Source organism: Prevotella sp. 10(H) (assembly GCF_000711235.1).
In the GTDB taxonomy this organism is placed as follows: domain Bacteria; phylum Bacteroidota; class Bacteroidia; order Bacteroidales; family Dysgonomonadaceae; genus Dysgonomonas.
The window spans coordinates 833,829-857,009 of sequence record NZ_JOMI01000003.1; the positions used below are offsets into that span (position 1 = coordinate 833,829).

Genomic DNA, 23,181 nt, shown 5'->3' on the forward strand with positions numbered 1-23,181 from the left:
ATTTTTACTGTGGCTCTTGGTTTCGATTCTACCATAGCTTCGCGTATAGCTCTTGCAAACATATTATTTATACGGTGTCCGGGACAGTTGGCGATAATTTTTCCTTTTATAAAATGCCCTACCAGTGCAATATCGCCTATTATATCCAGCAACTTGTGCCGTGCCGGTTCGTTAGGATAGAGCAAGGGTTTGTTCATTATATATCCGAGCTTGTTTGCATCCTTCCGGCGTACACCCATCAAATCGGCGAGATGATCGTATTTCTCCTGTTCGATAGGCTTATCGTATATTACGATAGCATTGTCCAGATCACCACCCTTTACAAGGTTGTTTTGTAAAAGAGGCTCTATCTCGCGTACGAAGACGAATGTCCGCGCAGAGGCAAAGTCCCTTGTAAATTCTGAAAGATCGTTCAGGCTGGCATCCTGTCTTCTTAGCAAAGCCGAGTCGAAAGAGATATGCGACTGGATACTGAACGAATCGTCAGGCAACAGCAGCATAGACGAGCCGGTAGCTTTGTCCACGACCTTAATTCTTTTACGCTTGAAAGTTATATATTTTCTCGGAGCATTCTGGAATTGTACTCCGGTTTCTTTTATCTTACTTACAAATGCCATAGCACTTCCATCCATGATAGGAACTTCGGGTGCATCTATATCTATCAGGCAATTGTCTATCTCGCAGGCGTAGAGCGCAGCCAAAGCATGCTCTACAGTACTAACCTGTACTCCGTTTGCCGAAAGGACAGTGCCTCTCTGGGTCGCCGTTACATTTTCAGCTAAAGCGTCTATTACAGGCTGTCCGGGTATATCGGTACGTCTTATTTTATAACCATGGTTTTCCGGTGCAGGATTGAAAGTTATGTGTATGTTCAACCCTGTATGCAACCCTTTTCCGCTGAGCGAGAAACTTCTTTTCAATGTTCTTTGATTAACCATAACAAATCTTTTTTTAATTGTTTATATTCAGGGCATCTTCAATAAGCACGCACCGGCCGAGTATCCTCCGCCAAATACAGAGATGCACACCAAATCTCCCGATTTATATTTGTCTGTATTCTGTGCGTATACAAGCATAGCACTTGCCGAGCCTGTGTTACCTAATTCTTCTATATTCGATAATATCACATCATCTTTTAGTTCCAAACGTTTAGTTACGTTTTTTATTATCCTCATATTTGCCTGATGACCAATGAAATAAGACAGGTCGCCGAGCGAATAACCATTAAATTCTACTATATCTTTCGTATTCTGGGCTATATAGCTGCATGCATACATAAAGACATCCTTTCCGTAAGGCATCTGCAGCCCGCAGTTTTTAGGATCGAGATATACTCCCTGAGGGCCTAAACCTACGTGTCCCAGCCCCTGTGTCGTAATATCGAGTACATGGGCATCTTGCGGAGAGCAAGAGGTGTCCGAGAAGAAGTATGCTACTGCCCCGTCGCCCCATAAATGACCCGACATGCAGTCCGTATCGTCCGAGTATGTCGAGTTGCGGTCGGCACAGATCATCAGAGCCTTGCTGGCTATCTGCGAAGAAAAGAACGAGTATATAATTTCCATTGCATTGATAGCCGAAGAACATGCCGAAGATATGTGGAACACTTTTGCTTCCGATATATTATATTCGCGCTGTATATAGTGGCCTGCCGTAGCTATAGTATCGGACGGTGTGTACGAGGCAAATATAATAAGGTCTACATCTTCTATATCATAAGTCAATTGAGGCAGGGCATCCTTTACTGCCTCTGCGCACATATAATTTATAGTTTCTTTATCAGAAGCCCTCGATCGGGTGCTGATTCCGGTTCGCTGCAATATCCAATCGCTTGTCAGACCGTTTACTTCCGTGAAGTAGTCGTTCGAAATCCTTTTTTGGGGGATATAATATCCGGTTGCATTAATATACATATTCGATGTTTTTTATTGCTCAATATTGATTTTCACATTCCGGATGCCGTAATAAATACTTTTTCCAGAAACGGCGATTATACAGTTGTATTAAGTTTTGGCATATTTTCTCATCATATTTACGAACTTTTGAATATTCTTCACCTATATAGTTTAACGTATCGTCGTTAGCTTTCAGCCTGCTGAAACTTCGGCAGCTGTCCATCATATTTATATTCTTAAAGCTCATCCGGTTGAGGTCTACGAGGTAAAATTCGTATCCCTTGTCTGTAGTCTTGTACAGGATATTTCCGGGCGAATAATCTTTATGGAATATTCCTTTCTTATGTATTTCGGCAGTGAACATCGTAAAGGCCTGAATCAGTTCTTTGCTTTCTTCTTCTGTCTGATTGTACACCTCTTTCATTGTTCCCTCTACCTTTTCGTGTATTGATATATAGTAGGATTGCGCTAACAACCTGTTTTTGTATATCTCTATATACGCTATAGGTTTTGGTGTTTTGATTCCGCGTTCGAGGATTGTCAGAGCATTGAGGAACGATCTTTCCGCTTTCGATTTACGGAGATACTTATATACAAACCTGTTTATCCATATCGGCTTCTTAAATGATTTTACATTGATATCATAGCCGTTTACGTGGAATACTTTTATTGTATTGCGGGCGTTGTATATCATTTCACCTTCTTGCGAGAATATTTCAGGAACAGAATATATGAAATCCAAAAGCTCGCTATATCCGGGATTTATCTGTACTTTCATTTTGTTATCCTGTTATATATGATTTTCAAATTGGATTCGGGTATCACACCCACCATTCGTTCTATTTCCTTTCCATTCTTAAATATTACCACACTCGGCACTCCGGATATCTGATGCTCTATTCCTTTGTCCGGATATTCATCTATATTTAATTTATAATACTTAATACTTGACTCATCAGGTAATTTGTTGAGATTATACTCCATTTTATTGCACAGATCTGAATTTTTTTTGTGAAAAAATACAAAATCGATCCCTGAAGAGAGTGCTTCGTTGAATGTCGCCTCGTTGAGTTCTACAAATCGGCTGTTTTCCACACGAGAGGGAATGCTGTTAACAGCCTGCGTACCCAGAATGTTGGTAATAATGATCAATGTGATAAGCATCAGGCCAAAATGCCATGTTCTGAATCTGAAATTTTTCATGTCTCATGATTTTAAAAGATGCTGTAAAAATCCGGTTTAATACATATCCCTACACGGATATTCATCGTGTATTTGTCATAATCCAGCAGGCTCTCCCCGTATCCCTGAAAGAAACGGGCAAACAGATATTGATTCGATCTTTCCGATATCCTGAAGCCTGCAGTCAGTGTCGTATTCACATTTCCAAACCCTTTTCTCGGGTTTATATCGGCCGAAAGCCACCAAAGGTGCTTATTACTTGTATAATTGAATGATAAGTATCCCAATCCTCTGAAATCGAGTAAGTCTTTATTGTTTCCCCCGTCAACGTACGGCACCCAGAACTCACCCGAAATATTGAACCGTGCATTAAAGTAATATTTCATCGACAGGCTGAGATAGTTCCAGCTGCGTGACTCATCGCCTGCACGTCCGTTCGATTCATGTTTCAGCTGAACGAAGGCTGCGCCTACCAGTTTATTATCGTGGAATACATATTTCCCCAGTCCGAGTCCGGGATTATAATTCGTATCCCTGAAGGGGCTCGATTCTGCGTATATATCCCAAAACGAACGCTGGGTATATGTCAGATATAAGAATGACTTCAGGGGGAGCACACTTCGGGTCAGGCGGTGCCTTATACTGATCTGGAACGTGGCATCGGCCGAAGATGATGTTATCTCCCTGTTCAGAGGTACTCCTGTTACAAAATAAGTATCTTTATAAACTGCGAAAGCAGGAAGTTTATCTGCTACCTTTATAGCTTCTTCTTCTGATATTTCCAAGTGTTTAGGCTTGAAAATATTAGGGTCTTCCATTGCTTTGGTATACTGTTCCCTGATACTGTCATTAGTGATATATATCAAATCATCCTGGGCGGATAAGTTGATTGATATAACAACCGTTAATATGATTAAATAAGCTTTTCGCATAATTTGAAATCAGCTCTGTGATCCCTCACTTTTTAGTTACGTTAGGTTTATTAGTGTGGTGCCGGGCACCGTTGTTAGTCGAAAACGAATTGATTGATAAATCTGTCATCCGTTATTTCATCTTTGCATTTTGTAATGATTCCTATTTTGTATAAGATATTTTTAAGATCTGTACTTATACTGTCAGTATAAATGAGTGTTACTTTTTTCAAGGCCATCAACAGAGAAAAATAATTATTCTCCGTACTTTCCAGTTTAACGCTTTCTACACCTTTTACATTGTTGCCTTCTATCTCGAATAAATTTACTGTCGTGTTTTCTTGTATGCCTTTGCTTAATGCTCCTTTTTGAGTGAGTATAGCTATTATCTTTTCCATGTCCTTATTGTTTAGTTTATGAACAATTGTTCACTAGTTTAGTGCGTAATAATTAGTGTTTGGCTTTTTTAAATAGTGAACTATCGTTCACTATTTTTTGAAAAAAATTAGATTTTGATCAGACTATACAAATAATCAAGGACTTCCTTTTTCTGATCCATTTGCCTGTTTACATTCTTTACAAATTGAGATTTGTCGCATGCATCATCGGAAGATTCTTTGATTCCTGCATTGTTGAATAGTATACACATAATCTCAATATTAATGTCACTCCTGATTTCCTTCATCTCGATGCTTTTTCTCAATGCATTTCTCCAATGATCGAGGAAGTGCCCGTTGATAACGCTGAAACGGTGGACAAAGTCCGGGTAATGTTTTGCCGCCTGAATCATGAGCCCGGTATAGTTCAAAAAGGTAGTGTGTGTTACACCGGCTCTCATAAATGCGCTGGCAATAAGCTTTTGCAGACGGTGGATTACCTCTATCAACTCTGTTACTGTCAGGTCGTCCTTAATTCCTTTCAATATTTTTTCAAATACCTTGAAGAAATATTCATCTATCACGGCAAAGAATAATTCTTCCTTGTTTTTGAAATACCTGTACATTGCCCCGCGGGACATACCCAGTTCTTCTTGCAACACTGAAATGGAAGCGCTATCGTATCCGATGTTCATAAAAACATCAAACGCTCTTCTTAATATGTATTCTCTGCTATACTTCATATTGTGAATTATACTTCTTTTAATAAGTGAACAATCGTTCACAATGCAAAAATGCAATATTAAATTTAATTAGCCACTATTTTTAATGTTAAAAAATATTTTAAAATATTACGAAATGATTTTTTGCTATGGAAGCTATTGGTTTATAAAGAGAAATAGCATTTCCCGTAAAAATTATCATTTTATTATAATCCACTATGCTATTTCTTTTTCGCACTATTCTTTGTTAATTTGCACTATTAACGGGAATAACAACGAAATATATATAATATAGGTGGCAAAAAAGAACTTTTACGTAGTATGGAACGGGGTAACGCCCGGAGTATATTCGGACTGGAGTAAGGCAAAAGCCCAGATCGAGGGTTACGAAGGTGCTATTTATAAGTCATTCCCGACAAAAGAGGAAGCCGAGAAGGCTTATAACGATAATCCGTGGCAATATATCGGTAAAAATGCTGCAAAGAAGAAGGTATCCATTAATAACATTCCTGAGATAATAAAAGATAGCTTGTCTGTCGATGCTGCTTGCAGTGGTAATCCGGGCTTACTGGAATATCGCGGTGTATACGTTAAGACCGGTGAACAGGTTTTCCATCAGGGGCCATTTGAAAAAGGCACGAATAATGTAGGCGAATTCCTGGCTTTGGTGCATGGACTGGCCTTGCTGAAGCAAAAGAAATTCAATATACCTATTTATTCAGACAGTGTGAATGCCATAAAATGGGTAAAGGATAAAAAATGTAAGACTAAATTGGAACGGGTGCCTGAAAACGAATCACTGTTTTACATGATCGAGCGTGCCGAAAAATGGCTGCGTAAGAATACGTATACCACTACTATAATAAAATGGAAAACGGATGAATGGGGAGAAATCCCTGCTGATTTCGGAAGAAAATAACAATCGTTACCTGCTCCACGGATTGAGCGACATCAGAAACCGCCATCTGTCCACATCGAATTTGTAGAGGTAGTATTTGCCATACGAGCATTCATATCCGCAAATGTACACCTTATATATAAGTACGTATTCTTTGTTTCGGGAAAAGAGGGGGATCGAATAATAATTAACGTTCGTGTCGTCTTTCTTTTTTGCTGAAATCATTTTTTTACCTGACATACCTTGATGCCATACGGAATCTTTGATGGATATATATTGTTCGTAGAAAAAGTTCCTTTCTTCCTGATTGAAAAGCGTGTCGAGCCCCGATGATTTTTTAAACAGATATTTATTGTCGGGTTCAAGATGGCTAATATCATACTGGCCGACATATTTGCTGATAAAATTGGCTGTATCCCAAGGCATTATTTTGTAAGATACCTTTTTATTGTTTTTGAGAAATTTTATTTCGGTTTTTTTGTCATTTTCTGTCATCCAGTTCAGAAAATTATAGATTTCTTCATCGGATATAACCGAACTGTATGTATATTTTTGTGCAACAGCAAATTGCACACTAAGAAGTGTTATTAAAAATAATAAGGTCCTAAGTTTCATATAAGTTTGAGTATATTCTTTTTGCAGAATCAAAGGTAATAAAAAAAAGAATTTCTATAAAATTCTTACTGTTGTTTTCATTAACAACTTTATCTATATAATGGAATTTTGTAGTATTTAGCTGTTGGCTTTTAGGTCTTTGAAATGAGTATTTGAGTATAATTAGATTTTGAGGATTTGCGTTACTTTCGTTACCTTTTAACTCAATATAGTTAATTAATGTAAATTATTCAATTAGATACAAGTAAACGGTAAACAAGTAGACAAGTCTTTCAACTAGTATCTTGTTTACTGGTCAACTGAAGTTTCCGTTACTTTTGTTACCTTTGCACCTCGAAAAAATTAAAGGAAAAATTCAAATGTTGATTGTAGACAGTCTGAAAGTAGAATTAGGGGATAGAGTCTTATTTGACAATATCAGCTATATAATAAACGATAAAGACAAAATAGCGCTGGTAGGCAAAAATGGGGCAGGTAAGAGTACAATGCTGAAAATTCTGGCCGGTGTTAACTCAAATTATAAAGGTTCGGTAACAGGGCCCGATGGTGTTACAGTAGGATATTTGCCGCAGGTGATGAAAATTACCGATGGCCGCACAGTTCGTGAAGAAGCATCTTTAGCATTCTCCCATATTTTCGACTTGCAGGCGCAGATCGAGGATATGAATAAGCAACTGGAAACCCGTACCGATTACGAATCGGATGATTATGCCAAACTGATAGATGATTTTACGCATGCTCATGAACGGCTTGCGATGGTAGAGGGCGTAAATTTTGAAGGAGAAGTGGATAAAGCGCTTTTGGGTTTAGGCTTCAAGCGTACCGATTTAGATCGTCAGACAAGTGAATTTAGCGGCGGATGGCGTATGCGGATAGAGTTGGCAAAGCTCTTGCTAAGAAATCCGGATGTGATGCTGTTGGATGAGCCTACAAATCATCTCGATATAGAATCTATCGGTTGGCTCGAAGACTTTATCAATACACAGGCAAAGGCTGTAGTGCTAATCTCGCATGACCGTGCATTTATAGATGCTGTCACTACCCGTACTATCGAACTGACTATGGGGCGTATATATGACTATAAAGTAAACTACTCTAAATATGTAGAACTCCGTCAGGAACGCCGCATGCAACAGATACATGCCTGGGAGGCGCAGCAAAAGCAGATTGCTGAAATAGAAGAGTTTATAGAGCGGTTCAGGGCACAGGCAGCAAAGGCTGTCTTGGTTCAAAGTCGTATCCGCCAGTTGGAAAAGATGGAAAGGGTAGAAATCGATGAAGAAGACAAGTCGCATATACGCATTCGTTTCCAACCTGCAACGCGATCGGGAAATTATCCGCTGACAGTGGATATGGTAACTAAAAAATACGATGACTATCTGGTATTTGAGAATGCCAACTTGATGATAGAGCGAGGCGAAAAGATAGCGTTGGCCGGAAAGAACGGTGAAGGAAAGTCGACCTTTGTAAAGTGTATAATGGGCGAAACGCCATACGACGGTACAATGATGCTCGGGCATAATGTCGAAGTAGGATATTTTGCACAGAATCAGGCTGATTTGCTGGATGAAGACCTTACTGTATTTGAAACTATCGATCAGGTAGCTGAGGGAGATATCCGTACTCAGATCAGAAATATACTGGGAGCCTTTATGTTCAACAGGGACGACTCCGATAAGAAAGTGAGGGTGCTTTCGGGAGGCGAACGTACGCGTTTGGCAATGATCAAATTATTACTTGAGCCTGTAAACCTGTTGATCCTGGATGAGCCGACCAATCATCTCGACCTGAAAACAAAGGAGGTTCTGAAGAATGCTTTGCTTGATTATGACGGGACTGTTATTCTCGTTTCCCACGACCGTGATTTCCTTGACGGACTGGTAACTAAGGTCTTTGAATTCTCTGATAAAAAGGTGCGGGAACATATCGGAGGCATTAAAGAGTTTCTGGCAAAGAAGAGGGCTTTAACATCTTAATGTATTGTTTTTCTAGTATTTTTACTTATTTTTGCCAAAAAGTCAAATTTATCTAAAACTACTAAATTAAACTTAACATGAAGAAAATCACCCTTTCCTTACTGGCTGTTTTGTTTGTCTTTGCCTCTTGTGGCGGACCGGATGCCGTAAAATTTAATGATGCTATTGCTAAGGCAAATGCTACTATTACTCAGGTGAGCGTATCGTATGACAGCGACCTTACTAGCGCTGTAAATACTGAAAACTATGAAGCTATTGCTGCTAAAACAGATAGTGCTCTGGCTAAAATCGATGCAGAGATCACTATTGTAAAAGCATTGGATGTACCGAAAGGTGGTGCAGATTTCAAGGAAGCGGCTCTGAAGACTTACGAAAGTCTGAGGGGTGTTGTTGAAGCTGGCAAAGGCTTTGCTTCTCTGACTAAGGATTCTGCTCCGGAAGATGTTAGCAAGTTACAGGAAACATATCAGGCTAAAGTGGATGAGTATTCGAAATCATTTGAATCTTTGACAGCTGCTCAGCTTGAATATGCTAAAGAAGCCGGCTACGAGGTAAGAAAGTAATCTTAATTATATAAGAAGCAAAAGGGCAGGATTATATAATCCTGCCCTTTTGCTTGTATATCAGTCTGTTTATCTTTTATTTAGTGTGTATTTGAAACTGTGCTTGCCGGCTTCCAGCTTTTGTGTTCCTTTCTCTTTTACATAGTCCGGTAAATAGAGTGTAGCAGAGCTGTTGGCTGGTATCTCTACAGTATAAGTGATTGTGTTCTTCTTACGTTCCCACTTCGAAACAATCAAACCGTAAGGCGATTTGTGCTTAGCCTCAAAGTGATTAAGGCCTTCAACAAAGTTCGGACGTAAGATAATGTGCTTGAATCCCGGTTGTGCTTCATCAGGGAAGATTCCGCCCACACCTTTGTAGAACCAGCCGCCGATTTCACCGAACATCATGTGATTGTCCGAGATGTCTCTTTCGGCTTTCAAATCCCAGTTTTCAAGTAGGGTAGTAGCACCGTTGACAATCCACCAGCCCCAAGAAGGGTATGTATTCTGAGCCGCAACTTTGTATGCTGCTTCTACATGACCGTTTTCGCTTAACGCATTCAGGATAGCTTTTGCTCCTAAAACACCTACATCGAGGTGGAATCCGGCTTCTTTAACTTTATCTGCAAGGCTTTGGGCTACTTTGCTTATTGATTCTTCCGGCACGACTCCCCATTGTAAAGGAACGCTCAGTTCGGTCTGTGTACCACTTGCATAGATTCCTGTTTCCTTATTGAGGTATTTAGCATTGATAGCATCCTTGATCTTTTCGGCTAAAGCCGAATAATAAATATAGTCATCCTGTTTGTTAAACAGTTTTGCAGCCTTAGCTAAAATCTTGGTGTCTACATAAAAATAGATTGATGACGTCAGTTCCTTATTCGAACGGGATTTCACCGGAACCCAGTCTCCGCGTCCCCACGATGTGAGATGCTCCGGACTTCTGCGGTCAACATAATTTACATAACGCTTCATGTTCTCATAACAATCGGCAAGTAACTTGCTATCACCGTAGAACATGTATATTTCCCATGGGATAATGGCAATCGTACTTGTCCAGTCCAAACCGTTTTCGGTACCGTATCCCCATCCGCCTGTCGGGATGATATCCGGTAATACGCCGTTCGGCTGTTGTTCGTCACGGTGGTCGGCCAGCCATTTTTCGTAGACTGTAATACCGTCGTAATTATAGAGTGCTGTTTCGATTGCCAGATGTCCGTCGCCTGTCCAGCCGTTCTTTTCACGTTGAGGACAATCGGTCGGGAAGCCCATCAGATTAGACAGGTAAGCATTATTGGTTGCCCACCAAAGTTTGTTGACCAAATCGCTGGACGTATTAATCTCTCCCACCTGAGGTACATCGCTGTGCATAAAGAAAGCAACGAGATTACTACTGTCGAGTTGGATGGGCTTACTGCTGGTAACTTCTACATAGCGGAATCCTTTATAGTTGAATCGGGCCATGAACTCATCCTCACCTTTTCCACTCAATATAACTATATCAGTCTGGAATGGGTCGGAACTGTCTACCGGACGGTGATAAACATCTATATTAGACATATCTATATGCCCGTTATCATAAAGTCTTTCACCGTGCTTCAGCCTTAATACTGTTCCTTCTTCTCCAGAAATCTTTAGCTGGGTAACCCCCGACATATTCTGAGCGAAGTCGAATACATAGGTTGTATCGTTTATCTTATTGATTGTCTTTGCTTCAAATCTGGTTACATTTCTGATCGGTCGTACTTGCTGCGCTGTTACATTTTGCGAAGGTACAGGCCTGTATCGTACGCCACCCCATTTCGAATCGTCAAAATTCACGGTATTCCAGCCTTTCTGTTCAAGGCGAGCATCGTAGTGTTCGGCAGTATATATACTATTGAATATAAGTGCACCTGAGGACGTTTTCCAATCTCTTTCGGATGGGATTACTTCTGTTGTTCCGTCTTCATATGTTAATCTCAAATCCATACAAAATGCAGGACGATTACGCCACGGGGCATTATGGAAATCCCATACACCCATCGACTGATGATTGTACCAACCGTTGCCAAGTAATACTCCTATGGCATTCTTTCCATTTTGTACCTGCGGAGTGACATCAAATGTTACATAATAATTCCTCCTGTCAAATCGGGTGTACATCGGGTCGAGGCGATGATTGCCGATTTTCTCACCATTTATATATAATTCATATAGTCCGGCTGCGGCAATGGATACCCTTGCCGACTTTACCTTTTTCTGTGTATCGAATACTTTCCTGAAATAGGGTGCAGGCTTATAGTCCTTATTCCGGCCGTCGCCTATCCATGCTCCCTGCCAGTTCTTCATGTTCATCATACCTGTTTCGAACGAAGAAATATCAGACGAAGACTGTATTCCGTCTTTATCCCATACATTTACTTTCCAGTAATATCGGGAAAACGGTTCCAGCGTTTTCCCGGCATATGTGGCGAGAATGGCATCGGCATTTTTCCTGCCGGTATCCCACATATTTCCTTTGTTATTTACTACTTCAAGAGAATCTTTTCCTACCACTATCTGATAGGCGTTTTGTGTAGCTCCCTGTCTCGGATCATTTATCATCCATGATAATCTCGGATTTGGATTATCTATACCAAGAGGATTGGTGAGGTGTTCGCAACTGAGATTTTGTGGTTTGCATGATTCCTTGTTTTGGGCAAAAAAAGCATTGCAGCTTAATAGGGCAATGGCACTTACTAAAAATATTTTCATCGTATATGATTTATTAAGGCTGTAAATGTAGTAAATCTTTTATATTATATAATCTTTATTATATCTAAAAAAGTGATGATAAAATTTGTATTTAAAAAAAAGTTTATAACTTTGTGTTCACTTTTTGGTATAAAAATATGACAAATTGCTTTTTACATGTCCTCATTCTTGATATTCTCCTCGTCGGCCGGAATAAATGAGAAAGGTGTGTATATCAGCATGATAATATAAGGAACAAAAATATAGGCCTTTCTCATTCTTGGGGAAGGTTTTTTTATATAATGGGGTTTTTAAAATAGAAACTGAATCGACAGTCAAAAATAGAAAAGTATGGGATTCGAATTAAGAAGTTCAACGAGCACACAAGGACGGCGGATGGCCGGAGCAAGAGCTCTATGGAGGGCAAACGGGATGAAAGAGGAACAGATGGGAAAACCTTTGATCGCTATTGTCAATTCATTTACACAATTCGTTCCGGGGCATGTTCATCTCCACGAAATAGGGCAAAAAGTTAAAGCGGAGATAGAAGCGCTGGGATGTTTCGCTGCCGAATTCAACACGATAGCTATTGATGACGGTATCGCTATGGGGCACGACGGCATGTTGTACTCACTTCCATCGCGCGACCTGATAGCCGACAGCGTAGAATATATGGTAAATGCCCACAAGGCCGATGCAATGATATGTATCAGCAATTGCGACAAAATTACACCGGGTATGATGATGGCAGCCATGCGATTGAATATACCGACTATATTTGTTTCCGGTGGTCCTATGGAAGCCGGACGACTTTCAGGACAACAACTCGACCTAATAGATGCCATGATAAAATCGGCAGATGAAACTGTATCGGACAGAGAAGTAGAGGCTATAGAGAAAGCGGCCTGTCCGACATGTGGTTCGTGTTCGGGAATGTTTACAGCAAATTCCATGAACTGCCTTAATGAAGCTATCGGGCTTGCTCTGCCGGGTAACGGAACTGTTATTGCTACACATATTAACCGTATGGAGTTATTCAAAACAGCAGCCAAGCAAATCGTCGATAATGCATACCGTTATTACAGGAATGGCGACGAAACGGTACTTCCGCGTAAAATAGCGACTAAATCGGCTTTCCTAAATGCAATGACACTCGATATAGCTATGGGAGGTTCTACAAATACGATACTTCACCTTTTGGCTATTGCTCAGGAAGCCGAAGTAGATTTCACAATGGATGACATTGATAAGCTTTCCCGCAAAACGCCTTGTCTGTGTAAGGTGGCACCCAATACTCAAAAATATCATATACAGGATGTAAACCGCGCCGGAGGTATTCTCGGTATAATGAACGAACTAGCTAAAGGTAACTTGATTGATACTTCTTTGCCGCGTGTCGACGGGATGACGCTAGCACAAGCTATCGATAAATACGATATCACTAAAGAAATGATTATAAGCCGTGAAGCTGAACTGCTTTATAAAGCGGCTCCGGCTAACCGTTTCAACTTAGAAATGGGTTCACAGGATTATTATTTCCCGACTTTCGATACAGATAGGGAAAACGGCTGTATCCGTGATATGGCTCATGCTTATACCAAAGACGGTGGGCTTGCTATATTGAAAGGAAATATTGCCCTGAACGGATGTGTGGTGAAAACTGCAGGTGTAGACGAAAGCATATTTAAATTTAAAGGTACTGCTAAAGTCTTTCATTCGCAGGATGCTGCTTGTGAGGGCATACTTAAAGGACAGGTTGTTGCAGGAGATGTGGTAATTATAACTTACGAAGGCCCTAAAGGAGGTCCGGGTATGCAAGAAATGCTTTATCCTACATCCTATATCAAATCGAAACACTTGGGCAAAGAATGTGCCTTGATTACAGACGGACGTTTTTCAGGTGGAACATCAGGATTATCTATAGGGCATGTTTCTCCGGAAGCGGCTTCAGGCGGTGCTATCGGTTTGGTTCGCGATGGAGATATTATAGAAATAGATATACCGAACCGTTCGATCAATGTAAAATTATCCGATGCTGAACTCGATGCACGCCGTCAAGAAGAGTTGGCGAAAGGTAAAGACGCATTCAAACCGAATCGTGAGCGTGTAATATCCAAAGCACTTAAAGCATATGCAAGTATGGTAAGCTCGGCAGATTTGGGTGCAGTTAGGATAATAGAATAAATTCGGATATAAATTGGGTAGAGCAATGGGTCAAGTAGCCAATACTATCACACTAAACAAGAGAATGGACATCGTATTTTGTATAGATGATAATTATATTATGCCTTGCGGGGTTACAATGATTTCTTTATTGGAAAACCATAAAGACGATATAATTACTTTCCATACATTAGGTTTGGAACTAAAAGAAGAATCAAAAAAAAAGCTATCATCCATTTGTTCCCGGTATCGTAATGCATCGATATTATTCTACGATGTAAAAAAAGAGTTGCTAGATTCATATAAATTATCCTTGCAAAATTCCAAACACCTGAGTGTAGCCACATATGCCAGACTTTTCATTGAAAATATGTTGCCGCATGATGTGGATAAAGTTTTGTACTTGGATTGCGATCTGATAGTTGTTAACAATTTGTCTGAATTATGGAATACAAACATAGATGGTTATGCAATTGCCGGAGTTCAGGATTTTTATATATGCAATTCACGTCCGGATACTTTTGATAGATTAGATTACTCCAGTATAAAAGGTTATGTAAATGCCGGAGTATTGCTTATTAATCTGAAATACTGGAGAGAGAAAAAGTTGATAGATGTTTTCCTTAATTTTATCAGAGAAAAATATGACAATCTTGCATTCCATGATCAGGATGTTATCAATGGAACATTATACGACAGCAAGTTGTTTTTGCCGATAAAGTTTAATATTCTTAATTCATATTATATGACAGTGAATAATGATATAAACGGTCATGAAAATGAAGTATATAGGGCATTGGCAGATCCGGTAATCATTCATTATACCTCACCCGAAAAGCCTTGGCTCAGACTAAGCATGCATCCATTGAATCGAGAGTTTATAAAATATAAAAATCTCTCTCCCTGGAAAGAAGAGGCTTTAGCTTGGCCGAATATAAGCCTAAGCAGGAAATTCAGATATTACAAAAGAAAGGTACTATACGTATTAGGGTTGAAAAAGCCGAAATATATGGACATAAAAAAAGATTCCAGCACTGGAAAATATAATATAAAAAAAGGTAACATATGGATAACACAAAAATAACAGGAAGTGAAGCTCTTATCCGTTCATTGATCAATGAAGGAGTAGATACCATATTCGGATATCCGGGCGGTGCTATTATGCCCGTATTCGATGCTTTATACGATTTCAAGAAAGAAGTGAACCATATACTTGTTCGCCACGAGCAGGGAGCAACCCATGCTGCACAAGGATATGCACGCACTTCGGGTAAAGTCGGTGTGGCTCTGGTTACTTCGGGACCTGGTGCAACGAATGCCATTACAGGTATAGCCGATGCGATGCTCGACAGTACGCCGATTGTTGTTATCTCAGGTCAGGTAGTTTCTTCATTGCTCGGTAGCGATGCCTTTCAGGAAGCCGATGTAGTAGGTATCACACAGCCGATATCGAAATGGGCTTACCAGATACGCCGTCCCGAAGATATTGCATGGGCAGTAGCACGGGCATTCTATATTGCTTCCACAGGCCGGCCCGGCCCGGTTGTATTAGACTTGGCGAAAGATGCACAGTTCGGCCCGGTTGAGAATTTTGAATATAAGAAAGCTACATTCATCCGTAGCTACCAGCCTAAACCGGAAGTTAAACTTTTTGAAATAGAGGTTGCCGCACAAATAATAAACGAAGCTAAAAAACCGCTGGCATTAGTAGGACAGGGTGTAATACTCGGTAACGCCGAAAAGGAATTACTTGCATTTCTCGAAAAATCAGGAGTTCCTGCAGCATCTACCATATTGGGGCTTTCGGCTATTCCAACAAACCACCCTCTGCAAGTTGGCATGCTTGGCATGCATGGCAACATAGGGCCAAACAGGAAAACAAACGAGTGCGATGTGCTGATAGCTATCGGTATGCGTTTTGATGACCGTGTAACAGGAGATTTGAATACCTATGCCAAGCAGGCTAAAATCATACATTTCGATATAGATAAAGCCGAAATAAATAAAAATGTACCTGTAACAGCACGGGTATTGGGTGATGTTAAGGAGTCGTTACCATTGGTTACAGAAAGGCTAAAAGGTAATAAATATCCCGAGTGGCTTGCCGAATTTAAGGTATGCGATGAAGAGGAGTATAACTTTGTAATTAAAGACGAATTATATCCCGAATCGGGCCAATTAAAAATGGGTGAAGTAATAAATAAAGTATCGGAAGCAACAAATAATGAAGCTGTGCTTGTCACCGATGTAGGGCAGCATCAAATGTTGGGAGCACGTTATTTTAAATATAATAAAAGCCGCAGTCTTGTAACTTCGGGCGGATTGGGAACAATGGGCTTCGGCCTGCCTGCTGCCATCGGTGCCAAGTTCGGTGTACCTGATCGTACAGTTTGCCTTTTTGCAGGGGATGGCGGTATACAGATGACGATTCAGGAACTGGGTACTATTATGCAGACAGGTATCGATATTAAGATCATAATACTTAATAATCATTTTCTGGGTATGGTACGCCAGTGGCAGGAGCTTTTCTTCGAAGAAAGGTATTCGCAAACGGTAATGAAAAATCCTGAGTTTACTAAGATAGCAGAGGCGTACAATATTCCGTCGAAGAAAGTGGAAAGCCGTGAGGAGTTGGATGCAGCTATTCAAGAGATGCTAAACCACGAAGGGCCTTACTTGCTTGATGTACAGGTTGAAACTAAAGGTATGGTTTACCCTATGATTCCTGCCGGAACTTGTGTTACTAATATATTGCTGGGCAACGAATAAATAATTAGTAAATTTGGATATTAGCAAATTCGAAAATGATTTTAAGATATATTGTATTTTTATTATTTGCTAATATGCTAATTTTCAAATATTCAAATTAAAAAGCTATGGACAAAACATTATATACCATTACCATATTTTCAGAAAATACAGTTGGCTTGTTGAGTCAGGTAACCAGTGTTTTCACCCGCCGACAACTGAATATTGAAACCCTTTCTGTTTCTCCGTCGGCATTGCAGGGGATACATAAATTTACGATTACAGTATTCTGTGACGAGGAAACGATAAAGAAAGTTGTCCTGCAGATCGATAAACGTGTGGATGTCCTGAAATCATATTTTAATACCAACGATGAACTGGTATTTCAGGAAATAGCACTCTATAAACTGTCTACTGCCGAATTCCTTAAAATAGAGTCGGTAGAGGGGCTTATACGGAAATACAATGCCCGCATCCTGGATATTAATGAAAATAGTGTTGTTTTGGAAAAGACAGGCCACTATCAGGAAACGCAGGATTTATTCGAAGAACTGGGAAAAACGATAGGGGTACTTCAGTTTATCCGCTCGGGACGTGTAGCTATAACTAAGTCGAAAATAGAACGGCTGAGTGATATGCTTACCGAACTGGATAAGAAGCATAACCAACCTATTAATAATTAATAGTTATCAATAATCGTTAATACAGATTAGCTAACTTTGTGTTCCGGATCTTTAATTCTTAATTCTCATGATTGACTTTATCGGCAGATACGAATTTACTATAGATGCATACCTGACGGATTTCAGAGGAAAAGCAACTCTTCCCATGATTGGGGGATTTATGCTGCAGGCAGCTACCAAACATGCCGACGAGCGCGGCTTCGGTTATTCGTCCATGACTTCACAAAAGAGGGTATGGGTACTTTCGCGTATGGCGATAGAGGTGTTTGAATACCCGAAGAACGATACCGTTATGATTATCAAATCGTGGATTGTGAGCGTCAACAGGCTTTTCACGGAGCGCCATTTCGCAATGGAAGATTCTGAAGGGAAATTAATCGGATTTGCACGGTCTCTGTGGGCCTCAATCGATCTGGAAAACCGAAAGCCGACCAATTTACTTGAACTGGACGGTCTATCCGACTATGTGTATCAGAATCAGGATTGCCCGATAGAAGGCTTATCAAAAATTCCGGCACTCAAAGACAACTATGAACTTGCCACAGACTTTGTAGTCAAATACAGTGATGTGGATATCAATAAGCATTTGAACAGTATGAAGTATATAGAGCATTTTGTAGATGTATTCGATATCGATATGTTCAGGGAAAAGGAAATCCGGCGTATTGAAATCAATTATGTATCGGAAGGTAAATATGGTACGAAACTCGATATCAGGAAAAGGGAAGAATCCGAAGGAGTATTTATATTGGAAATGCGGGACGGCGATACCAATGTCTGTTCGGCAAAAGTAATATGGAAGTGATATAATCTTGAAACTTGAAATAATAAATTATAGTTCTTAATCAATTTAAACAAAACAGAAAAATGGCAGAAATGAATTTTGGCGGCGTTGTAGAACAAGTAGCCACCCGCGAAGAATTTCCATTGGAAAAAGCAAGAGAAGTATTGAAAAATGAAACTATCGCGGTTATCGGTTACGGTGTACAAGGCCCGGGACAAGCGCTTAATCTCCGCGATAACGGTTTCAACGTAATCATCGGTCAGCGTAAAGGTGGTAAGACTTGGGAAAAAGCAATCGCCGATGGCTGGGTTCCGGGTGAAACACTTTTCGAAATAGAAGAAGCAGTACAGAAAGGTACTATTATACAATATCTATTGTCCGATGCTGCCCAGATAGAAGTATGGCCTCGCATCAAACCATATCTGACTGCAGGTAAAGCTTTATATTTCTCTCACGGATTTGGTATCACATACAAAGAACGCACAGGAATTATTCCTCCGGCAGATATAGATGTTATCCTTGTTGCACCAAAAGGCTCGGGAACAAGTCTTCGCCGTATGTTCCTTGAAGGACGCGGATTGAATTCCAGCTATGCAATTTTCCAGGACGCTACAGGCCGTGCTAAGGAAAGAGTTATCGCTCTTGGTATCGGCGTAGGTTCAGGTTATTTATTTGAAACGGATTTCAAACGCGAAGTATACTCTGACCTTACAGGTGAACGCGGTACATTGATGGGTGCCATTCAGGGAATCCTTCTTGCACAGTATGAAGTATTGCGAGAAAAAGGACATACTCCGTCGGAAGCATTTAACGAAACGGTAGAAGAACTTACTCAGTCGTTGATGCCATTGTTTGCAGAGAAGGGAATGGACTGGATGTATGCCAACTGTTCTACTACAGCTCAACGCGGAGCTCTCGACTGGATGGGGCCTTTTCATGATGCGACCAAGCCTGTATTCGAGAAATTGTATAACGAAGTAGCTTGCGGAAACGAAGCTCAACGTTCTATAGATACGAACTCTCAACCGGATTACCGCGAGAAACTGGAAGAGGAATTGAAAGCGCTTCGTGAAAGCGAAATGTGGCGTACAGGAGAAGTTGTCAGAAAATTACGTCCTGAAAATAATTAAGAAGATATTATCTATAAAATAAAAAGACCGGATTCAAACAGAATCCGGTCTTTTTTATAACTGTTATTTATTCGTTAATTAGAGTATTGCGGAAGCGGTATCTGCTGGTAATATTGCAATGTCCGCTTTTTAGTAGCAGCGTCTTTCACGATAATATCCTGATTTATATAATCAGTCCATATCGTGCGTACCTCATCGCTTTGGATGTTTGAAGTATAATTTCCACTATTGCTAATCACATCTACAATTCTCTGAAACTTTTTGCGCTGGTCGGTACATTCTATTGTGAATGATGCTTGCTGGTTGTTTGTAGCAAAGAAAATGAGTGTATCTATATTTTCTTTCCTGATATATTTAAACATAACTATCTCGTTTAAGAGAGTGGAATAAATCATCTTGTTTTGCAGAGTTACAACCAGATTTGCATTAGAAATATTTATGACGTATGTTTTTACAAAATATTTCTTAAGCAAAAAATACAAGATTATTATTGCAGGGATTGTGATGAGAAGGAACGATTCAATGCCATTATCCAACATAGTCTGAGATAAACAGATAATAGCGGTCAGAAAAGCCAGGAGTATCAACGAAGCACTTATTATTAAGGCTTTTCTATTGAAGGTTTTAAGCTTGTATGATTTCATTATTGCTTTATTGTGTTCCATTTATGTTATTAAGAAAAATCCTTTTTAACATTTTTATTATTAGAAACTAGCACACTGCCTATATGCCACTACAGGCTATCAACTTATTTTCTAAACTTAGAAAATCATTATTACCCAAACATCTGTAATTAAAGAAGTCTAGATCTGGGCTCAATTATTACTTAATAGTCAAAGTAAAAACACATTTCATCCTTTATATAATTGTAAATCCAATACAATTATTACTGAACATTCTTTAAAATAATTTCACAAAAGTATGAAAGTAATTTATAAATAAAAAATATTTAATATTAAAAATATTGATATGTAATAAAATGTAAAGAAGAAGGCATATATCCGAAACGGATATATGCCTTACTTGTAACTTTATGCTATTATTTTGTTAGATAGCTTTTATTTCTTTCAATATGACATTGGTTTTATGAACTGCTGCTGCCGATGCCTCAAATTTTTCTTTTTCTTCTGCAGAGAGTTTCAGGTCTATAATCTTTTCCCAACCGTTTTTGCCGAGCACTACAGGAACACCGATGCAAATATCATTTTGTCCGTATTCACCTTCCAGTGTTACACAACATGGAATAACTTTCTTCTGGTCGTGTAGGATAGATTCTACCACATATGCTCCGGCAGCTCCGGGTGCATACCATGCTGAAGTTCCCAGCAGACCTGTAAGAGTGGCGCCTCCAACCATGGTGTCGGCCACCACTTTATCCAGAACTTCTTTAGAAAGAAACTCCGAGACAGGAATGCCTTTATATGTGGCAAGACGTGTAACCGGTATCATTGTAGTGTCGCCATGTCCCCCGATTACCATACCCTCTACTTCATTCGGGTTGCAACCGAGTGCTTCGCTCAGATAATATTTAAAGCGTGAACTGTCGAGCGCTCCACCCATACCTACGACGCGATTTTTAGGTAGTCCGGTAACTTTAGAAGCAAGATATGTCATGGTATCCATAGGATTGGAAATGATAACGAGAATGGCGTTCGGTGAATATTTAAGAATGCTTTCAGCTACGCTTTTTACAATGCCTGCGTTTACACCGATCAGTTCTTCTCTTGTCATACCCGGCTTGCGCGGTATACCTGATGTGATAACTACTACATCTGAATTTGCAGTAGCTGCATAATCGTTAGTTACACCTTTGATACGGGAATCAAAACCCAATAACTGGGCTGTCTGGTTCATATCAATAGCTTTTCCTTCCGAAATACCTTCCTTTACATCCAGCATTACCACTTCATCTGCTACTTCATTGAATGCAAGTACGTTTGCACATGTAGCACCAACATTTCCGGCTCCTACGACTGTTACTTTTGACATAATATTATTTTTTTATATTGTAAATGAATAACTTTGATTCTGGTATTTTAATAGTCGGCCATATCCCGTTTATCATATAGTATGTGTCTGAAAAAGACTAGCAAATGTACATGCTTATTCTGATATAAAGAAGATTTTTATACTCAAAAATGCCCTGATTTATTAAAAAAAGCGAAAGCCTGCTGTCCTATTGTTTATTATACTCAAAAACATATATATTTGTAGTCGCGTAATATTTTTAACATAATCATGGACACAGAAAAGAAGGATAATTCTAAAATATTAATAATCATTATAGTATTATTGCTTGCGGCTATGGCCATTGGTGGTTATTTTATATTTAGTCAGAAAACTCAGATAGACGAACTTCAGCAAGAAAACAGCCTGAGTAAACAACAACTGGAAGATGAATATGAAAGTTTGTCGATGCAGTATGAAGGTTTCAAACTGAATATCAAGAACGACTCCTTACTTCAAAGGCTGACTAACGAACAGGCTAAGGTTCAGCGTTTGCTTGAGGAATTGAAAACCGTAAAAGCAGATAATAAGGCTGAAATTAACCGCCTGAACAATGAATTGGCTACCCTGCGGAAAGTCCTGAAATCTTATATAATACAGATCGACTCACTTAATAAGGCTAATGAGCAATTGAGGCTGGAGAAAAAAGAAATTACAAATAAATACCAGGAAGCTACGCGATCGTTGAATGAAGTTTCTCAGCAGAAACAAAATCTGACAGAGAAAGTTACGCTGGCAGCTAAACTGGATGCCACAGGTATAAGTGTGCAGGCAACCAATAATAAGGGAAAAGTACAGAAAAAGATAAAGAAAATAGAACAGTTGATTATAAACTTTACTATCACTAAAAATATAACAGCCGAGCCGGGTGAGCGTACATTATTCTTACGCATAATGAAACCCGATAACGATGTGTTAACCAAGAGTAGAACAAATGTTTTCCCATTCGAAAATAAGGATATAAACTATTCTATAAAGAAAATTATCGAATACGGAGGAGAAGAAGTGCCTGTTACTATGTACTGGAATGTGGAAGAATACCTTATGCCCGGCACATACAGGGTAGATATATTTGCAGACGGTAACCGTATAGGAATGAAATCATTTACACTGGAAGACTGATGAAAATAGTAGAAGCTACCGAAGAACACCTGTTTATTATTCAATCCCTTTCGGACAAAATCTGGCCGCCTACTTTTGCCGATATACTTACCGAAGAGCAGATTGTGTATATGATGGATATGATGTATAGCACCGATTCGTTGAAAAAGCAGATGGGAGAGTTAAATCATCATTATCTGCTGGCTCAGGAAGACGGCGAATATTTAGGATTCGTATCCTACGAAACTAATTATAAAGAAGAGAATATAACAAAAGTACATAAGATATATGTTTTGCCTTCACTGCATGGTAAAGGCGTTGGCTGTTTCTTTATAAATACTGTCGGTGAGATAGCGATGAAGAACGGTAATAAAGAATTATCTTTAAATGTTAACCGCTTGAATAAAGCCATTGATTTTTATAAAAAGATGGGATTTGAAATTGTAAAAACAGAAGATATCGACATCGGCAACGGATTCCTTATGGAAGACTACATAATGAATAAAAAGCTCTGATCAATTAATCAATTTTTTACATTTATCTGTTGTTTATTCAACAAATAATATATATTTGCAGAATACAAGTTATCTGTGCCGATTTGTTATGCCCCTGTGTAATCTGTGCATTTGATTTGTTCGCGAGTGATTTATAGAGTAGTAACAAGATTTTCAAACCAATTATTTCTATTATTTTCGGAATACCCAGAATTTGTTTCGAATAATTTCGGTA

21 protein-coding genes and 1 pseudogene are annotated in these 23,181 nt (G+C 39.4%); 11 read left to right on the forward strand and 11 right to left on the reverse strand.

All coding sequences use genetic code 11. From position 1 onward, the window contains the following. Positions 1 to 38 precede the first annotated feature (38 nt). From K348_RS0109075 to K348_RS0109105, 7 genes and pseudogenes are all read right to left on the reverse strand, one after another. Positions 39 to 938, reverse strand: a pseudogene (locus K348_RS0109075) (UDP-3-O-acyl-N-acetylglucosamine deacetylase); the annotation flags it as partial. 27 nt (positions 939 to 965) lie between these two features. Continuing rightward, positions 966 to 1,913 (reverse strand): 3-oxoacyl-ACP synthase III family protein, encoded by a 948-nt coding sequence (locus K348_RS0109080; protein ID WP_029904655.1) that lies wholly within the window; start codon positions 1,911 to 1,913, stop codon positions 966 to 968. A 19-nt stretch (positions 1,914 to 1,932) separates the two neighbouring features. Continuing rightward, positions 1,933 to 2,673, reverse strand: a complete 741-nt coding sequence (locus K348_RS0109085; protein ID WP_029904656.1) for a lipopolysaccharide kinase InaA family protein — start codon at positions 2,671 to 2,673, stop codon at positions 1,933 to 1,935. After that, positions 2,670 to 3,098: a co-chaperone YbbN gene (locus K348_RS0109090; protein WP_051697734.1), complete on the reverse strand. Its 429-nt coding sequence runs from the start codon at positions 3,096 to 3,098 to the stop codon at positions 2,670 to 2,672. The genes K348_RS0109085 and K348_RS0109090 overlap by 4 nt, the downstream gene beginning before the upstream one ends. Before the next feature lie 11 nt (positions 3,099 to 3,109). Then, positions 3,110 to 4,009 carry a phospholipase A gene (locus K348_RS0109095; protein ID WP_029904658.1) on the reverse strand — a complete coding sequence of 300 codons (900 nt, stop codon included), beginning with the start codon at positions 4,007 to 4,009 and terminating at the stop codon, positions 3,110 to 3,112. Positions 4,010 to 4,083: 74 nt separating this feature from the next. Further along, positions 4,084 to 4,386 carry a hypothetical protein gene (locus K348_RS0109100; protein WP_029904659.1) on the reverse strand — a complete coding sequence of 101 codons (303 nt, stop codon included), beginning with the start codon at positions 4,384 to 4,386 and terminating at the stop codon, positions 4,084 to 4,086. Positions 4,387 to 4,493: 107 nt separating this feature from the next. Then, positions 4,494 to 5,108 carry a TetR/AcrR family transcriptional regulator gene (locus tag K348_RS0109105; protein ID WP_029904660.1) on the reverse strand — a complete coding sequence of 205 codons (615 nt, stop codon included), beginning with the start codon at positions 5,106 to 5,108 and terminating at the stop codon, positions 4,494 to 4,496. A gap of 274 nt (positions 5,109 to 5,382) precedes the next feature. On the opposite strand from K348_RS0109105, the gene K348_RS0109110 reads away from it, so the two are divergent. After that, positions 5,383 to 6,006 carry a viroplasmin family protein gene (locus K348_RS0109110; protein WP_029904661.1) on the forward strand — a complete coding sequence of 208 codons (624 nt, stop codon included), beginning with the start codon at positions 5,383 to 5,385 and terminating at the stop codon, positions 6,004 to 6,006. A gap of 6 nt (positions 6,007 to 6,012) precedes the next feature. Here K348_RS0109110 and K348_RS0109115 read toward each other — a convergent pair whose 3' ends face one another. After that, on the reverse strand, positions 6,013 to 6,600 hold the full coding sequence (locus K348_RS0109115; RefSeq protein ID WP_156032840.1) for a hypothetical protein: 588 nt from the start codon (positions 6,598 to 6,600) through the stop codon (positions 6,013 to 6,015). A gap of 359 nt (positions 6,601 to 6,959) precedes the next feature. Here K348_RS0109115 and K348_RS0109120 point away from each other — a divergent pair, with 359 nt between their 5' ends. Further along, positions 6,960 to 8,576, forward strand: a complete 1,617-nt coding sequence (locus K348_RS0109120; RefSeq protein ID WP_029904663.1) for an ABC-F family ATP-binding cassette domain-containing protein — start codon at positions 6,960 to 6,962, stop codon at positions 8,574 to 8,576. A gap of 77 nt (positions 8,577 to 8,653) precedes the next feature. Further along, positions 8,654 to 9,139, forward strand: a complete 486-nt coding sequence (locus K348_RS0109125; protein ID WP_029904664.1) for a hypothetical protein — start codon at positions 8,654 to 8,656, stop codon at positions 9,137 to 9,139. Positions 9,140 to 9,208: 69 nt separating this feature from the next. Here K348_RS0109125 and K348_RS0109130 read toward each other — a convergent pair whose 3' ends face one another. Then, positions 9,209 to 11,857 carry a glycoside hydrolase family 78 protein gene (locus K348_RS0109130; protein ID WP_029904665.1) on the reverse strand — a complete coding sequence of 883 codons (2,649 nt, stop codon included), beginning with the start codon at positions 11,855 to 11,857 and terminating at the stop codon, positions 9,209 to 9,211. A 330-nt stretch (positions 11,858 to 12,187) separates the two neighbouring features. Here K348_RS0109130 and ilvD point away from each other — a divergent pair, with 330 nt between their 5' ends. The 6 genes from ilvD to ilvC all read left to right on the forward strand — a co-directional run bounded on the left by ilvD (position 12,188) and on the right by ilvC (position 19,344). Next, positions 12,188 to 14,020, forward strand: a complete 1,833-nt coding sequence (gene ilvD / locus K348_RS0109140; RefSeq protein WP_029904666.1) for a dihydroxy-acid dehydratase — start codon at positions 12,188 to 12,190, stop codon at positions 14,018 to 14,020. A gap of 25 nt (positions 14,021 to 14,045) precedes the next feature. Beyond that, positions 14,046 to 15,083: a glycosyltransferase family 8 protein gene (locus tag K348_RS0109145; RefSeq protein ID WP_081852546.1), complete on the forward strand. Its 1,038-nt coding sequence runs from the start codon at positions 14,046 to 14,048 to the stop codon at positions 15,081 to 15,083. Further along, entirely contained in the window at positions 15,065 to 16,768 is a 1,704-nt protein-coding gene (gene ilvB, locus K348_RS0109150) for a biosynthetic-type acetolactate synthase large subunit (protein WP_029904668.1), read from the forward strand. The genes K348_RS0109145 and ilvB overlap by 19 nt, the downstream gene beginning before the upstream one ends. A 107-nt stretch (positions 16,769 to 16,875) precedes the next feature. Continuing rightward, a complete protein-coding gene (gene ilvN, locus K348_RS0109155; RefSeq protein WP_029904669.1) occupies positions 16,876 to 17,430 on the forward strand; it encodes an acetolactate synthase small subunit in 555 nt (184 codons plus the stop codon). Between the two features lie 67 nt (positions 17,431 to 17,497). Further along, positions 17,498 to 18,235, forward strand: coding sequence for an acyl-[acyl-carrier-protein] thioesterase (locus tag K348_RS0109160; protein WP_029904670.1), 738 nt, complete (start codon positions 17,498 to 17,500; stop codon positions 18,233 to 18,235). A gap of 62 nt (positions 18,236 to 18,297) precedes the next feature. Next, positions 18,298 to 19,344 carry a ketol-acid reductoisomerase gene (gene ilvC, locus K348_RS0109165; protein ID WP_029904671.1) on the forward strand — a complete coding sequence of 349 codons (1,047 nt, stop codon included), beginning with the start codon at positions 18,298 to 18,300 and terminating at the stop codon, positions 19,342 to 19,344. Between the two features lie 74 nt (positions 19,345 to 19,418). Here ilvC and K348_RS0109170 read toward each other — a convergent pair whose 3' ends face one another. Further along, positions 19,419 to 20,009: a hypothetical protein gene (locus K348_RS0109170; protein ID WP_029904672.1), complete on the reverse strand. Its 591-nt coding sequence runs from the start codon at positions 20,007 to 20,009 to the stop codon at positions 19,419 to 19,421. A 382-nt stretch (positions 20,010 to 20,391) separates the two neighbouring features. Further along, on the reverse strand, positions 20,392 to 21,333 hold the full coding sequence (mdh, locus tag K348_RS0109175) for a malate dehydrogenase (protein WP_029904673.1): 942 nt from the start codon (positions 21,331 to 21,333) through the stop codon (positions 20,392 to 20,394). A gap of 249 nt (positions 21,334 to 21,582) precedes the next feature. On the opposite strand from mdh, the gene K348_RS0109180 reads away from it, so the two are divergent. Together K348_RS0109180 and K348_RS0109185 are read left to right on the forward strand one after the other, a co-directional pair. Then, positions 21,583 to 22,473 (forward strand): hypothetical protein, encoded by an 891-nt coding sequence (locus K348_RS0109180; RefSeq protein ID WP_029904674.1) that lies wholly within the window; start codon positions 21,583 to 21,585, stop codon positions 22,471 to 22,473. After that, positions 22,473 to 22,967, forward strand: coding sequence for a GNAT family N-acetyltransferase (locus K348_RS0109185; RefSeq protein WP_029904675.1), 495 nt, complete (start codon positions 22,473 to 22,475; stop codon positions 22,965 to 22,967). Before K348_RS0109180 ends, K348_RS0109185 begins: the two co-directional genes overlap by 1 nt. The last annotated feature ends 214 nt before the right edge of the window (positions 22,968 to 23,181 follow it).

What these genes read in the sequence shown, in the direction of transcription:
- K348_RS0109115 (WP_156032840.1), bottom strand. Translation starts at nt 6,600, where the DNA reads ATGAAACTTAGGACCTTATTATTTTTAATAACACTTCTTAGTGTGCAA.
- K348_RS0109125 (WP_029904664.1), top strand. Translation starts at nt 8,654, where the DNA reads ATGAAGAAAATCACCCTTTCCTTACTGGCTGTTTTGTTTGTCTTTGCC.
- K348_RS0109120 (WP_029904663.1), top strand. Translation starts at nt 6,960, where the DNA reads ATGTTGATTGTAGACAGTCTGAAAGTAGAATTAGGGGATAGAGTCTTA.
- K348_RS0109080 (WP_029904655.1), bottom strand. Translation starts at nt 1,913, where the DNA reads ATGTATATTAATGCAACCGGATATTATATCCCCCAAAAAAGGATTTCG.
- K348_RS0109095 (WP_029904658.1), bottom strand. Translation starts at nt 4,009, where the DNA reads ATGCGAAAAGCTTATTTAATCATATTAACGGTTGTTATATCAATCAAC.
- K348_RS0109085 (WP_029904656.1), bottom strand. Translation starts at nt 2,673, where the DNA reads ATGAAAGTACAGATAAATCCCGGATATAGCGAGCTTTTGGATTTCATA.
- ilvD (WP_029904666.1), top strand. Translation starts at nt 12,188, where the DNA reads ATGGGATTCGAATTAAGAAGTTCAACGAGCACACAAGGACGGCGGATG.
- K348_RS0109185 (WP_029904675.1), top strand. Translation starts at nt 22,473, where the DNA reads ATGAAAATAGTAGAAGCTACCGAAGAACACCTGTTTATTATTCAATCC.
- mdh (WP_029904673.1), bottom strand. Translation starts at nt 21,333, where the DNA reads ATGTCAAAAGTAACAGTCGTAGGAGCCGGAAATGTTGGTGCTACATGT.
- K348_RS0109090 (WP_051697734.1), bottom strand. Translation starts at nt 3,098, where the DNA reads ATGAAAAATTTCAGATTCAGAACATGGCATTTTGGCCTGATGCTTATC.
- K348_RS0109160 (WP_029904670.1), top strand. Translation starts at nt 17,498, where the DNA reads ATGATTGACTTTATCGGCAGATACGAATTTACTATAGATGCATACCTG.
- ilvC (WP_029904671.1), top strand. Translation starts at nt 18,298, where the DNA reads ATGGCAGAAATGAATTTTGGCGGCGTTGTAGAACAAGTAGCCACCCGC.
- K348_RS0109170 (WP_029904672.1), bottom strand. Translation starts at nt 20,009, where the DNA reads ATGGAACACAATAAAGCAATAATGAAATCATACAAGCTTAAAACCTTC.
- K348_RS0109105 (WP_029904660.1), bottom strand. Translation starts at nt 5,108, where the DNA reads ATGAAGTATAGCAGAGAATACATATTAAGAAGAGCGTTTGATGTTTTT.
- K348_RS0109180 (WP_029904674.1), top strand. Translation starts at nt 21,583, where the DNA reads ATGGACACAGAAAAGAAGGATAATTCTAAAATATTAATAATCATTATA.
- K348_RS0109145 (WP_081852546.1), top strand. Translation starts at nt 14,046, where the DNA reads ATGGGTCAAGTAGCCAATACTATCACACTAAACAAGAGAATGGACATC.
- ilvB (WP_029904668.1), top strand. Translation starts at nt 15,065, where the DNA reads ATGGATAACACAAAAATAACAGGAAGTGAAGCTCTTATCCGTTCATTG.
- ilvN (WP_029904669.1), top strand. Translation starts at nt 16,876, where the DNA reads ATGGACAAAACATTATATACCATTACCATATTTTCAGAAAATACAGTT.
- K348_RS0109130 (WP_029904665.1), bottom strand. Translation starts at nt 11,857, where the DNA reads ATGAAAATATTTTTAGTAAGTGCCATTGCCCTATTAAGCTGCAATGCT.
- K348_RS0109100 (WP_029904659.1), bottom strand. Translation starts at nt 4,386, where the DNA reads ATGGAAAAGATAATAGCTATACTCACTCAAAAAGGAGCATTAAGCAAA.